This window comes from Alteribacter aurantiacus DSM 18675 (assembly GCF_000429705.1).
Taxonomy (GTDB): domain Bacteria; phylum Bacillota; class Bacilli; order Bacillales; family Salisediminibacteriaceae; genus Alteribacter; species Alteribacter aurantiacus.
In genome coordinates this window covers 345778-359966 of sequence record NZ_KE386942.1, presented here as the reverse complement: position 1 = coordinate 359966, position 14189 = coordinate 345778, and the positions used below count along the sequence as shown (strand labels likewise).

General features: G+C 44.9%; 11 protein-coding genes. 7 read left to right on the top strand and 4 right to left on the bottom strand.

Annotated features, from left to right (window positions below):
- Positions 1-168 precede the first annotated feature (168 nt).
- Complete coding sequence (locus G476_RS0117145) at positions 169-531, top strand: DUF4440 domain-containing protein (RefSeq protein WP_035187241.1); 363 nt, start codon at positions 169-171, stop codon at positions 529-531.
- Entirely contained in the window at positions 528-962 is a 435-nt protein-coding gene (locus G476_RS0117140; RefSeq protein ID WP_026691172.1) for an HIT family protein, read from the top strand. Before G476_RS0117145 ends, G476_RS0117140 begins: the two co-directional genes overlap by 4 nt.
- A gap of 16 nt (positions 963-978) precedes the next feature.
- Here G476_RS0117140 and G476_RS0117135 read toward each other — a convergent pair whose 3' ends face one another.
- Positions 979-2034: a M14 family zinc carboxypeptidase gene (locus tag G476_RS0117135; protein WP_026691171.1), complete on the bottom strand. Its 1056-nt coding sequence runs from the start codon at positions 2032-2034 to the stop codon at positions 979-981.
- 345 nt (positions 2035-2379) lie between these two features.
- On the opposite strand from G476_RS0117135, the gene G476_RS0117130 reads away from it, so the two are divergent.
- From G476_RS0117130 to G476_RS22350, 3 genes are all read left to right on the top strand, one after another.
- On the top strand, positions 2380-3705 hold the full coding sequence (locus G476_RS0117130) for a YheC/YheD family endospore coat-associated protein (RefSeq protein ID WP_026691170.1): 1326 nt from the start codon (positions 2380-2382) through the stop codon (positions 3703-3705).
- 143 nt (positions 3706-3848) lie between these two features.
- Positions 3849-5189 (top strand): YheC/YheD family protein, encoded by a 1341-nt coding sequence (locus tag G476_RS0117125; RefSeq protein WP_035187240.1) that lies wholly within the window; start codon positions 3849-3851, stop codon positions 5187-5189.
- 170 nt (positions 5190-5359) lie between these two features.
- A complete protein-coding gene (locus G476_RS22350; RefSeq protein ID WP_051314899.1) occupies positions 5360-6328 on the top strand; it encodes a sigma 54-interacting transcriptional regulator in 969 nt (322 codons plus the stop codon).
- Positions 6329-6361: 33 nt separating this feature from the next.
- Here the strand turns inward: G476_RS22350 and G476_RS22345 are convergent, their stop codons facing one another.
- From G476_RS22345 to adh, 3 genes are all read right to left on the bottom strand, one after another.
- A complete protein-coding gene (locus tag G476_RS22345; protein ID WP_035187237.1) occupies positions 6362-8017 on the bottom strand; it encodes an acyl-CoA dehydrogenase family protein in 1656 nt (551 codons plus the stop codon).
- A gap of 127 nt (positions 8018-8144) precedes the next feature.
- Positions 8145-8498 (bottom strand): DUF779 domain-containing protein, encoded by a 354-nt coding sequence (locus G476_RS0117110; protein WP_026691168.1) that lies wholly within the window; start codon positions 8496-8498, stop codon positions 8145-8147.
- Positions 8499-8523: 25 nt separating this feature from the next.
- The gene (adh, locus tag G476_RS0117105; protein WP_026691167.1) at positions 8524-10044 is read right to left on the bottom strand and encodes an aldehyde dehydrogenase; all 1521 of its coding nucleotides are present in this window, start codon (positions 10042-10044) and stop codon (positions 8524-8526) included.
- A gap of 556 nt (positions 10045-10600) precedes the next feature.
- Here adh and G476_RS0117100 point away from each other — a divergent pair.
- Complete coding sequence (locus tag G476_RS0117100; RefSeq protein WP_026691166.1) at positions 10601-12331, top strand: ABC transporter ATP-binding protein; 1731 nt, start codon at positions 10601-10603, stop codon at positions 12329-12331.
- The gene (locus G476_RS0117095; protein ID WP_026691165.1) at positions 12324-14174 is read left to right on the top strand and encodes an ABC transporter ATP-binding protein; all 1851 of its coding nucleotides are present in this window, start codon (positions 12324-12326) and stop codon (positions 14172-14174) included. Before G476_RS0117100 ends, G476_RS0117095 begins: the two co-directional genes overlap by 8 nt.
- Positions 14175-14189: the final 15 nt, after the last annotated feature.

Genomic DNA, 14189 nt, shown 5'->3' with positions numbered 1-14189 from the left:
TCGACCACGACGAATGTCTAATTATACAAAAGTCCTACATGGGGTCAGACCCGTGAACGGTGGTTTTTGTTGTCTGCCCTTTAGTTTTCTCTTATTTGAGCAGGGGTTGGTAATAAGGGAAGCGAATGATTTACTAGGCTGAGTAGAATAATAGGATAGGTGATAATCATGATAGTAGAAGATACGGAATTAAAGGCGAAGATTCAAGAGTTGGAAGAGGCGCTACTGAAGCCCGAAGTGAGAGTAGACATAGGGAAGCTGGATGAACTGTTACACGATGAGTTCTTTGAACATGGTAGCTCAGGCGTTGTGTTTTATAAGAAGGATTGTATGGGGGAAGGAGGCGTTGGCGTTCGAGAGATGAGGCTGTTTGATTTTGAGCTTCATTTCTTGGGAGAAGACGCGCTGTTAGCTACATACGTGTGTGTCGACAAGACGAGAGGACATCAGTCTATCAGGAGCTCGATCTGGAAGTTTGCGGACGGTAGGTGGCAAATGTTCTTCCATCAGGGAACGTTGAAGAAGTCATGACGAATTCTGATTGTCTTGGATGCAGACTAGCCAAAAAGATAGCTCCTGTCCATCTCATTTATGAAAACGAACATGTAAGCTGCATACTGGACCATGATCCCTACAATGAAGGGCACACTTTGATCCTACCAAAGCGTCATGCAAGTGAACTCACAGAGTTTTCCGACGAAACCCAACTGGCAATCATGAATGCTTCTATCCTCCTTTCTAAGGCGTTGAACTCTACTTTGACACCAGATGGTATTACCGTTTATCAAAGTGGGGGAGTGTTTAACGAGTTAACACACGTCCATGTCCACATCGTACCGAGATATGAGGGAGAGGACTTTGCTGATTTTTTCAAAGAAGGGCCAATCAGCTCCTATGAAAAATTGGATCGAACAGCATCCTGCCTTAAAGAAACGATAAAAAGCCTTCTGCTCAACACGTGAGCAGAAGGCTTTTCGATTATTCTTGACCTTCTTCTTCCCCACCGTACTCTTGGAACGGTAGCTCATCCCAGAAGTCGATGTCCGCTTCTAGAATGGACTCGTCAGCAATCGCTTCCATGGCTGCTTCCATAGAAACAACAGCTTGACGAATTAAGTAACCGTTACTTTTCTGCCCAAGAACGGCTTCTTCACGGCTATTGTCAGTCATCCCGCGCATTTCAAATAACAGAGTTGAAAAGTCGTACTCATAAGCAAGACCATTACGGGCGATTGTGTTTGCATCTCCGCCTGGATACTTGGCAAGGTGACCCCATCCGTGTGACGTTACAGCGTCATAAATTACACTTCCTAATTGCTTAGAACCAATGACGGTATCTTCATTTACACCTGGGTTTGTCGGATAAAGCATAGACCCAGATACATAGCGCCCATCAAGGGTTGGTGATGTTCCTTGGTGGTGGAAATCAATTAAGTAGTCAATGTCGTATTTTTGCAAAACGTTTTCGTGTAGAGCAATTGTTTCAGGCTGAGTAAGATCGTTGTGATCGCGGTTTAAATCCACTTCATTAGCGTTAAAACGAGTCGACACTCCACCAGCCGTGTAGTCACTAATATCAAAGTTGACGTCACCTTCTGCGCCGTCAGGGTTAATGCGAGGAACGAAAAGAACATTTACTCTTTCTTCAAGATCACGTACATGTCGGCTGTTGCCGCTCAAGTTTTTAATTACTTGAAGAGCACCCTCTGTAATCATTTCTTCATTCCCGTGTTGCTGAGTAAGAAAAACAATGGTCGGGTTGTCAGGATTGTTCCCAAACTTAACTAGAAACAAATCTCTTTCTTTAACGGATTGACCAATCACTTCAAGTTCAAGGCGATCTGAACGATCAGTTACATGATAAAGGAAATCAGACATCTCTTCATACGTTTTTACACGGTCTTTATTAATCGTTTGGTTTGGATTAATGTTAGGACCGTTTCCTACAGCGCCTGCTTGAATGGGAAGTGTGGATACAAGCAATACGAGTGTAAGAATACTTGCACATGCCATTTTCATGATGTTTCGATTCATATAAGAATCCCTCCTAAAGTCTTTGTCTCACATCCTTTTCGTGATTTCGACAAGATAATCCTTCGAGAGGCGAAGAAATGAGCGTATAAGACTACGGTCTCTTTTTCCTTTAGAGTTAATATGTAGCATTAAATGTTTAAAAATGGATGTTTATTGTGTATTTGGAATGCGAAATTCAAATCATTCTTTAAGACTATGAAAGGGCTTGTTATGACAGGCATTGACAATGGGCTTAGATCAAACACCCTTCTCGTTAGTAAAAATAGTTATTTGATTATATCAATGTATCGCTTTTCTCATAGAATATCGTGAATGGACAAGAAATGCCGCAGAAAGGAGAAAAGGATGCATTATTGGATTAGAATAAACGAAATGAGAAGCGGAGAGTCTTCGATAAGTGTCCCTCAGGACCTTTATAGTCAGGTAAAAAAAATAAATGCTGTTCAACACGGCCGAAACACATATCGTTGTACTGTTGTAAAAAAGACTAGTAGTAAAGGAAAAGGAACAAAGTCAAACCCTTACCTCATTGATGTCTCCTCAAGCTTCATTCGCAAATCCCACCTCATACCAGATCTTCCCTATCAGATAATAAAAGAAGGGACCACATTGAAGTTCGGTCCTGTAACTGCCATTATCATTAATCGAACTAGTCGGTTGAACGATCGTAAACAAATTATCTCAAAGCTGGGAGGGGTTCTTATAAGCGCTAGACCGAACAGCTTTAATTGGGAAAAAGGCACGGTTAGAGGTGAGTATTATCATACGCAAAAGAAAAGATGGATTTATACCACATTGCCTCTCCCAGAAGTCATTTTTAACCGCTATACACTAGGAAAAGCAAAAAGAAGAGCGCTCCTAAAGCACTGTAAAGAAAAAGAGATCTTGTTTTTTAACACGAGAAGATACGACAAAAAGAAAATTGAGAAGGTCATGAGTGAGGTTGGTAACGTGAAAGACCACGTGATTAAGAGTACGCTCATTCGTGGACCTCAGGATGTTTTTTCAGCACTGAAAAGTCATAAGAAGATCGTCCTCAAGCCGACTGGAAGTGCCCGAGGTAAAGGCATTGTTTTCATAAAAAAGAAGACAGCGAGCTCCTATCTTATTTATAATTACCGATCCACCTCACGAGGAATCAATAGCTCTCTATCCAAAGCTCAACTAAAAACCTTTTTAAATACGTTTGATTTTCGACGACAGGAATATATCGCACAAAAGTGGATCTCATTTATGACCTACACGAAACGTCCGTTTGATCTGCGTGTTCATATGCATAAAGATGATAAGGAATGGAAGTGTGCTGGAATTGAGTGCCGAGTAGCAGGGAAAGGTCAAAAGCTCACCAATGTATCAAAAGGCGGAAAAGCAGTTACCTTTTCACAAGCGTTGACGTCCTATTCCTCAGCAGTGAGAAAAAAGTTAAGAAGTAACGTCATTGACGTAACAAAGAATGTTTGTAAAGCGTTGGATGAACGATTCCCTTCAGACCACTTTGCAGACTTGGGTATTGATATTGCCATTGATAAGCAAAAAGGCATTCATTTTATTGAAATCAACTTTCACCCACAATTTAACGGATTTAGAAAAATGGACTATAAAATCTACAAAAAGATCAACCGGCAGCCACTCATCCATGCAACAAAAAAACAAGGGTTTGTCGTAAAGTAAGTCGCGCAACAAAGAAGGTGTCTCAAGGTTGGGGCACCTTTTCTAGTAGAAATGGTTATATGGTTAGTTCAAGCCTCCCTTCGCTCTCATAAGCTAGTAATAAGAAAAGGAGCTAGTCTGACTAGCTTAGAAAGGTGAGTATCGTGCGTTCATATTGGATAAAAATGAAGATCATCAATTCAAAACAAAAACTCGTTATCCTTCCAGGGTCGTTAGATGCTAGAGGAGTAGGGACGACTACTGTTCAACATGGCTTACTTCGAGTGCAAAGTAAAGTAGAAGGATCACACACTGAATCCATAGGGAAAGGAACGAGTTCTAACCCTTATATTGTTGGCGTTTCATCTCATTTAGCAAGAGAACTCTATCTTATTAAAGGGGTGAAATATCGTCTTGTTATGAGTGGAGGGGTGCTGAAATTCGGACCACTAACAGGGATGCTTGTAAGAAATGACACGTTTACCCGAAAGCATGGGAGAGCTCGGATTCACGAGAGACTTGGTGGCGCTTTCGTCACATTAAGTCGAGACAGCTTTCGTCCCAAAAATGGACTAGTTAAGGGAAGAGTTTATATAGCGCAACAAAAGAAGTGGATTCAAGCTACTGTTCCTCTTCCTGAAGTCTTGTTTATCCGCTGCTCTGTAGGAGGGAGAAAGAGAAGGAAGATCTTATCCACCTATAAAACCCTTGGCGGCCTTGTGTTTAACTCGAATATTTATAACAAGCGTACTGTAGAGCGGAGAGTATCCAACATTAAAAGTGTCTCCAATCAGATTATCAAAAGCAAGATGATAAAAAGTAAGTCCGACGTGTTGGCTTTCTTAGATCAGCACAATGAAGCCGTGATCAAACCGAAAAATGGCCGAAAAGGAAACGGGATTTTCTTTGTGAAAAAAGTGAAAGATGGCTACAGAGTGTATGATTACCGAGCGCCTGGGCAAAGTGCCAAGTTCTTTTTCACGAAAAGTGAATTCATGAGCTACCTATCACGAGTAAGGGCAGATAGAGGCAGATATATGGCTCAGAGATGGATCAAGTTCATGAAAAAGGATGGACGTCCGTTCGACATGCGTGTGTTTGTCCAAAAAGAAGACCAAAAGAATTGGAAATGTACAGGGATTATGACCCGAGTCGCAGGAAAAGGGAAAAAGATTACGAATCGTTCAAGAGGCGGAAGGTTTGTGACAGCCGACAAGCTGTTTAACATGTACCCTCCTAAAAAGAAACGAGAGCTGATGAAGAAGGTGTCCACTTTTGCGGAACAATTCGGCTATGCTTTAGATCGAGCGTTCCCTACCCAACATTTTGCAGACGTTGGTTTGGATATAGGGATGGACAAAAATGAAAATCTTCACTTCATGGAAGTGAACTTCGTTGCTCAATACCAAACTGTAAGGCGTCATAATCGCAAAATGTTTAACAACCTTTGTTGGAAACCCCTCATTCACGCCTCCGATTATCAAGGATTTCCCTTACAGAAATAGTTGAGAACACTGCCTTTTTATAAAAGGGGCAGTGTTTTTTTTAGCATCAACCCTTTCATTCTATGAAGGATTTACAGCATACAAGACGAATAGGTAGATAGACGAATCAAATATAGGCAGTGAAAATATTGGGGTGTACTTTTTCAGTGGCTTCATAAGGAGGTGTTTTGTTGCGAAATGTAGTCGAGCGTAACCGAACAGAGCTGTACATAGGAAAAAGCGAGGCGATGGGTAGCCTAGTGGAGCATGCTTTACGCTGGGCAAAAACCGATTACCATGTGCTTATTGAAGGTGAGACAGGAACCGGAAAAGAGCTTATGGCTCGCTTCATTCATGAGGCAAGCGAACGGTGTGAAAAGCCGTTTGTCGCTATCAACTGTGGGGCCCTGACCGATTCCCTTCTGGAAAGTGAATTGTTCGGTCACGAAAAGGGCTCTTTTACAGGCGCTCATCGTGATCGGAAAGGTGTATTTGAACAAGCTGCTGGCGGAACACTCTTTCTCGACGAAATCGGTGAGGCTTCTGAGACCATTCAAGTAAAGCTGTTACGAGTCCTTGAAACGAAGGAATATTACCGTATTGGAGCGGAATCCAGTCAACTGATGACAGCGCGCATCATCACAGCCACTCACCGTCCTCTTTACAAGAGAGTGATGGAAGGGGCTTTTCGAGAAGACCTCATGTTTCGTCTTGATGTAGGGCATCTTCTTATGCCACCGTTGCGAAACCGAACAGAAGACATTCCGGAACTTGTGCGTGCACTGTTCAGAAAAGAAGGACTTCCAGAGAGATCCTTGACCCAAGGTGCGGTTGAGCGTTTAGAGCGTCATCATTGGCCGGGGAATATTAGAGAGTTGAACCATGTGATGATCAAGACAGGGATTACCCTTCCTCTTGATAAGAACATCATCGACGCACATGATATTGTGATGCATGATCGAAAACAACAGAATGACAACGAGGAGGCTGAAGGCGCAACGATTCCGGACATCCTCCATGCCCTCAAAGATAATGAAACAAGGCGGATTCAAAAACGAATTCAAGACGTATTGAAAGAAACGAATGGGAACCGAAAAGAAGCAGCGAAGTGTCTTGATGTGACCGAAAGGAAGCTCCGTTACTGGTTAAATGAAAGATAGACTCAGGAGAAGTCTTGCTCCTGAGTCTATTTGTTATGGTTTCACACGTTGCTTTTGTGTGAGGATCAGCTTTCCGTCTTCTAGTGACCATGGTTCTTGGGTGTTACCCCAAAGTGGATAGACGAAGTGTTCTGCATACACTTGGGCTACCTTTTGACTTCTTTCGTCTCGAGCTGCTTCCAACAAAGTGACGGCTTCAAGCACGGATACCATTTTCTTTTGAAGAGGTTTGATTCGCCGGGTTTTTTCCCCTTCGTCCATTTCGTCGAGATCGGATATGTCTTCTTCGAGCCATGTAAGACACTGATTGAGTTCGACCTTTTCAATTGAATCCGCGCAGGCGGCAAGTTCTTTTTTCATTCGTTTTACAAAGAGGTTACCGGTATTGTATTTGTTAAATAACCGGAGAACTTCTAAGCCAAGTATATTAGCGGTCCCTTCCCACACGGTGAGCACTTGAGCATCACGAAGGAGACGAGGGGTGATGAAGTCCTCGATATAGCCGTTTCCACCGTGCATTTCGATTGCTTCGTGAGAAAAATGAATGGCTTCTTCCGCTGTTTCTGCTTTGACGAGGGCAATCAATAGTCTGAGCATACCGTCGTCAGGAGAGTGATGTTGATACCAATGATCAAACTCGGTCACGAGTTTGAATACGGTTCTCGTTTCGGCTTCGAGTTTCACGTTCATTTTCACAAGGGAGTCTTGAATCATCGGATAGTGAGCGAGTGATCTCCCGAATGCGTCCCTTTCATTGGTATAGCTGTAAGATTCGGCGAAGGCTCGTCGCATGATGCCGATGGACGCGACAGCGTTGCATATCCGTGACAGGTTCAAAGCTTCCATCATGTAGTAGAAGCCACGCTCTTTTTGCCCAATCAAGTAGGCTTTGGAGCCGTTGAATTCTACTTCTCCTGATGGAACGGCTCGTACACCGAGTTTGTCTTTAAGGCGGCGGATTCTGATGCCGGACTTCTCACTTGGGCCTTTTTCCCATGGTACTAAAAAGAGGGCGAGTCCTTTTGTTCCAGCGGGTGCCCCTTCGGGTCGTGCCAAAACGGTTGCGACGCCGCACATGCCGGCATTGCTGGCAAAGTATTTTAAGCCGTGCAACCGGTAGCAATCATGCTCTGCATCGTATTCGGCTCGTGTTTCGTTTGCCCCAACATCTGAGCCTCCTTGTCGTTCTGTGAGGAAGGTGGCTCCTTCATAAAGTTCTTCGTCGCCTGTGGAGAGGATGTGCGGCAGATATTTTTCTTTAAGGTCTTCGTCAGCGTATTGTTCGACTAAGTAGGCGGTGGCCATGGTGAGGGTAACGGGACAATAAAAGCCTGGTTCTGCTTGAGATAAGAGGTAGCCTTGGGCAAAGGAGTACAGGTAGTTTCCTTTGTGGCCCAGCTCAGGAATGGGTTTATGTATGTAGCCGACGATTCCGCGGTTGTAGGTGTCTTTGATGGTTTGTTTGTAGCCTTCGTTTACCCAGACATGTGGCTGTTCGTGACCATAGCGATCGTAGGGGTCGAGTTTGGGTTGGCCGTCACGATCCGTATGTTTGGCGCGTTCGTCTATAACGGTGGCGCATTCGTTACCGAAGTTGGTCAGCTCCCGGTTGGCCCACTCGAAAAAATCAGCATCTAACGTGTCTTTTAAGATCTCTTGCAGCAAGGGATCGCTTGAATACATGTTCATCTCGTTTTCACCTTCTCTGGTTTAGAATAGGGAAGCACCCTGCAACGGTTTGAACAGAAGGCTTTGAGAAAGTTTGACTTTTAACTTTCTCAGTGCCTTCGTTTAAACATAGCAGGGTGCTAAGGTGTTAGGTTAATTGTTTACGTTCTTCTTCTGAAAAGACACGAGAGCGTGTCAAGAAGCGCTTCCCTTCAGGTCCTTCAAGGGAGAACATGCCGCCTCGTCCGTCAACGACGTCGATGATCAATTGCGTGTGCTTCCAATAGTTGTACTGATCTTTTGACATGTAGAACGGGCTACCGCCAATGTCTCCGAGCTTTACATCGGATTGGCCGATGCGAAAATCACCATCGGGATAACACATGGGAGAGCTGCCGTCACAACAGCCACCTGATTGGTGAAACATGACAGGACCGAATTTGTCCTTTAGCTTTTCAATAAGCACTAACGCTTCATCTGTTGCGGTTACACGATCGACCATGTGAGTGCCTCCTTATAAGTGTGGTTTAAAAGAATCCAAGAGCATCTTCGCTGTAGCTGACGAGAAGGTTCTTCGTTTGTTGGTAATGGTTAAGCATCATGTGGTGGTTCTCACGGCCAATACCGGATTTTTTGTATCCGCCAAAGGCTGCGTGTGCTGGATACGCATGGTAGCAGTTCGTCCATACTCGTCCGGCTTCAATGTTTCGGCCAAAGCGGTAAGCGGTGTTGATGTTACGCGTCCAAACACCGGCGCCAAGTCCGTATAGAGTATCATTCGCAATTTCAAGAGCTTCTTCCGGTGTTTTAAACGTAGTCACAGACACAACCGGTCCGAAGATCTCTTCTTGGAACACGCGCATTTTGTTGTCCCCTTTGAAGATGGTCGGCTGTACGTAATATCCGTCTTTGAAGTCGCCTTCAAGCTGATTGCGATCCCCACCAATGAGACACTCGGCTCCTTCTTGTTTTCCGATATCGAGATAAGACAGGATTTTTTCAAGCTGTTCTTGAGACGCTTGAGCTCCCATCATCGTGTCGGTATCCAGGGGATTCCCTGTTTTAATTTGTTTTACACGCTCGACCACGCGCTCCATGAACTTGTCGTAGATGGACTCGTGAACGAGCGCTCGTGAAGGACAGGTACATACTTCACCTTGGTTAAGGGCAAACATGACAAACCCTTCAACTGCTTTGTTTAAAAAGGCGTCATCTTCGTCCAAGACATCCGGGAAGAAGATGTTCGGCGATTTTCCACCAAGCTCGAGTGTGACCGGAATAATATTTTCAGACGCATACTGCATGATTAAGCGTCCCGTTGTCGTCTCACCTGTGAAGGCAATCTTCGCAATGCGATCACTGGAGGCAAGTGGCTTTCCTGCTTCCACACCGAAGCCGCTCACCACGTTTAAGACACCTTTTGGCAGGAGATCCTGGATGAGCTCAAGCCATACGAAGATGGAGGCCGGTGTTTGTTCAGCCGGTTTTAATACGACACAGTTTCCTGCAGCAAGAGCCGGCGCAAGCTTCCACGTGGCCATCAGAAGCGGGAAGTTCCAAGGAATGATTTGACCAACAACACCAAGGGGCTCATGGAAGTGGTAGGCCACCGTATCGTTATCGATTTGGCTGTTCGTGCCTTCTTGGGAGCGAATGGCGCTGGCAAAATAGCGGAAGTGGTCGATTGCCAGTGGCAGGTCAGCATTCAGGGTTTCGCGAACGGCTTTTCCGTTGTCCCACGTTTCGGCTACTGCAAGCATTTCCAAGTTTTCTTCCATACGATCGGCAATCTTAAGCAAGATATTGGAGCGCTCCGTCGTCGATGTTTGCCCCCAGCTTGCTTTTGCAGCATGTGCCGCATCGAGTGCGAGGTCGATATCGTCAGAGGTCGAACGAGCAATTTCACAAAATACTTGTCCTGTAACTGGTGATACGTTCTCGAAATACTCTCCTTTAACAGGCGCTTTCCACTCGCCATTAATAAAGTTATCGTACTTTGATTTGAATTGAACCTTTGAACCATCGGTATTCGGATTGCTATAAATCATGATGAATCCCCCTCTAAGCTAAAATTATGTAACCGCTTACAAGTAATGCAAATGTGGTGCCAATTGAATGAGTGGAGGAAAACGTAGAGAAATGGGAGTTTTTGTTTGAAAAGTCAGATAATTTTAGTTTTGGAGTGACGTATAGGTGGCTGAATTGGGCCGTTTTTTCGGCTGGTGTGGGGAGGGGGGAGTATGAAAGGGTTTAGACCTAAAATTGGGAAGCGGTGCTAACTGGAAGGAATCTCGGATAAGTGGTTCAACTTTAAAATAAATGGATCAACCCAAAAATATCTGGAGCAATCACTCTAATAACTCGGACAAACTAGAAACAAGTGGATCATACGATATCCGAAAGATCGAGACGAGCTGGATCTATTGCTCCAGTTAATAACCCCTAACGTCTTTTATGCTAGACCTACTCGAGCACATTTCGTTACCCGAAACACATGAAATTATGATAAACTTTAGTTTATTGAACTTATACGGGATTTGATTTCTGAATTTTCCCATTACGGAATACAAATGGGTACTGAATGCCATATTGGAGGACCTCAGCATGAGAACGTTATTTCCTTTTTTAAAGCCATACAAACTGGCAATCTACGTAGCTCTCACGTTGACGTTGGTGGAGCTGGCGGTGGAATTGCTACATCCTTATTTTATGAGTCGAATCATTGATGATGGGATTGTGGCGGGTGATTTGTCACAGGTCATGTATTGGGGTGGCATTATGGTTGCTTCGTCTCTCGTTGCCTTTGCAGCGGGGATCACGAACTCCTTTTTTGCGGCCCACACGAGCCAAGGTACTGGCTTTGACCTTCGGAGTAAGCTCTTTCGCAAGATACAAGGCTTTTCATTTTCAAACTTTAGTAAGTATCCGACCTCATCGCTGATTACGAGAATGACAAACGACGTGACGCAGCTTCAAAACACGTTGTTTATGAGTCTACGGATTATGCTTCGTGCACCTCTCCTCGTGATTGGTAGTGTTGTGATGGCTTTTCTCGTTAACCCTACTCTCGCCCTCATTCTCGTCGTTGGTGTGCCCCTTTTGCTTGCGTTTCTTCTATTAATAATGAAGCGTGCTGGGCGGTTGTTTAAAGAAGTCCAGCAACGTGTGGATAACGTAAACGGGGTTGTGCAAGAGAATTTGGCAGGTATTCGCCTGATTAAGGCATTTACCCGGCGTAAGCATGAAAACAAGCGATTTATAAAAGCGAGCGGCGAGCTTAAAGATCGTACGGTTCGTGCTCTTCGAACAGTTGAAATTACAATGCCGATCATTTTGTTGATTATGAACTTGAGTATTATGGCGGTCCTGTGGTTTGGTAGTTTTCAAGTGAACACTGGCGGTGCGACGGTCGGTGAAGTGGTGGCGATCGTAAACTACACGACGCGCATGAGTGGAGCGATGACCGTCTTTTCTATGATCATCATGATCTTTTCACGAGCGAAAGCATCTGCTAGTCGTGTGGCTGATGTCTTAAATGAAGAGGTGGATCTTAAAGATCGAGAAGATGCAGATCCGAACAAGCGTATTCATGACGGAAAAATTGCCTTTGACCGTGTGTCATTTGCTTATCCAGGTACCGAAACGCCCGTCCTTGACGATCTCTCATTCCAAGTGAATCCTGGTGAGAAAGTGGCGATAATGGGTGCGACCGGATCGGGGAAATCGTCTCTCTTTCAGCTTATCCCACGCTTGTATGATCCGGACAAAGGGACGGTTTTTATTGATGGCACCGATATAAGCAATGTAACGATGGAGCGGCTTCGAAAACAGATCGGGTTTGTTCCCCAAGAAGCGATGCTTTTTACCGGTTCCATTAAGAACAACATTTTGTGGGGAAAAGAAGATGCTTCAATGGAAGAAATCGAACAGGCGGCTAAAAGTGCGCAAATTCACGATACGATTGCCAAACTTCCGAATGGATACGAGACCGAATTGGGTCAAAAAGGCGTGAACCTCTCGGGAGGACAAAAGCAACGTCTGTCCATTGCCAGGGCTCTCGTTCGAAAGCCGAAAATTCTTCTTTTGGACGACAGCACGAGCGCGCTTGATATGAAAACCGAAGCGAAACTGTTGGATGCATTGGATACGTATCAATGCACGACTCTATTGATAACGCAAAAGATGAGTACGACCATCAACGCGGATAAAGTCCTTTTAGTAGAGGATGGAAGAATTACGGCAGAAGGAACCCATGATGAACTGTTGGAACACTCCTCACTGTATCAGCGCATTTACGAGTCCCAAATCGGAGAGGGGAGGGCAGACCATGCTTAACGAGTTGAAAAAGCCTTTCCAGTATAAAAAAATCGACTTGGATCATATTGAAGCGAAAAAGCCCGGTGCTTACTCGTTTCAAAAGCCGAAAACGGATAACTTTTGGGGAACAGTCAAAAGAGTCGGTGGTTATTTAGCAGAAAGCAAAGGGCTGTTAACGTACGTGATTCTTATGATTGTGTTAAGTTCTGCCATGGCCCTTTTAGGACCGTTTTTAGTCGGGGTATCCATTGACAATTACATTGTCAACAACGAGCTTGGGACGTTTGGTTACATGCTCCTCGCTCTAGCGGTAGTGTACCTTCTGCATTCCTTGAGTGTGTGGCAGCAACATATGTGGATGATTCGAATTGCTCAAGATACGGTGTTTAAGATGCGTACGAAGCTATTCCGACATCTTCACAAGCTACCGATCCCATTCTTTGATAAGCGGCAACATGGAGACTTGATGAGCCGTGTGACAAATGATATGGAAAACGTGAGTAACACGTTAAACAGCTCAGTGATTCAGGTTGTTTCAAGTATCCTCACCCTCGTTGGAACCATTGCCGTCATGCTCTGGCTCAGTCCTCTGATGACAGTGATTACGATGCTGATTGTACCGGCGATGGTGTTTGGGATGAAATGGATCACAAAGCGTACGAGCAAACTTTTTAAAGCTCAACAAAGGAACTTGGGAGAGCTGAACGGCTACATCCAAGAGACAATGAGCGGGCAGCGTATTGTAAAGACGTTCTCACAAGAGGAAAAAGTGATTGCTGAGTTTATGGAAAAAAACGAACAGCTTCGGGGGACGGCCTTCTGGGCGCAAACGTTCTCAGGGTTTATTCCAAAGCTTATGAATACCCTAAACAACTTGAGCTTTGCGGTCATTGCGTTTGTTGGTGGGATCCTTGCTTTAAACGGAATGGTCTCGATTGGAGTCATTGTGATTTTCGCTGAATACGCGAGGCAGTTCACGAGGCCGTTAAACGACTTGGCAAACCAGTTTAACTTGTTGCTATCTGCCGTGGCTGGTGCGGAGCGTGTGTTTAACATTATTGATGAGGAAGAAGAAGCCAATGATGAAGAGGACGCTGGTGAGCTTAACGGTGTGGCCGGAGCGGTTCGTTTTAATCACGTATCGTTTTCTTATGAAGGAAATGACGATACCATCAATGATTTGAGTTTTCGAGCGGCACCAGGTGAAACGGTTGCGTTTGTAGGGCCGACTGGAGCCGGAAAGACAACGCTCATCAACTTGCTGAGCCGTTTTTATGAAGCGACGGACGGTAAAATTACGATTGATGGTAAAGATATTACAACCGTGAAGCGAGAGAATCTACGACGTCATATGGGATTTGTGCTTCAGGATTCATTCTTGTTTGAAGGGACAATTCGGGAGAACATTCGATATGGGCGGTTGGATGCGACGGACGAGGAAGTGGAAGAGGCTGCCCGTCTCGCCAACGCGCGCTCCTTTATTGAAAAAATGCCTGATGCATTTGATACGAAGCTTTCCGTGGATGGAGGCGGGATCAGTCAAGGTCAGCGCCAGCTTTTGGCGATCGCCAGAGCCATCTTGGCCGATCCTTCGATTTTGATCCTCGATGAGGCGACGAGCAGCATCGACACGGTAACTGAGCTTAAGATTCAAGAGGCACTGCAACGGCTCATGGAAGGGCGCACCAGCTTTGTGATTGCTCACCGATTGAACACGATCCAAAACGCCGATCAAATTATTGTATTGGACCAAGGTGAGATCGTGGAGAAAGGGTCCCATGAGGATTTGTTGGAAGAGGAAGGGTTTTATCATGGGTTGTATCATAGTCAGTTAAAAGATGAAATGCAAACGACGTCTTGAAGGGGCGCCCTGCCG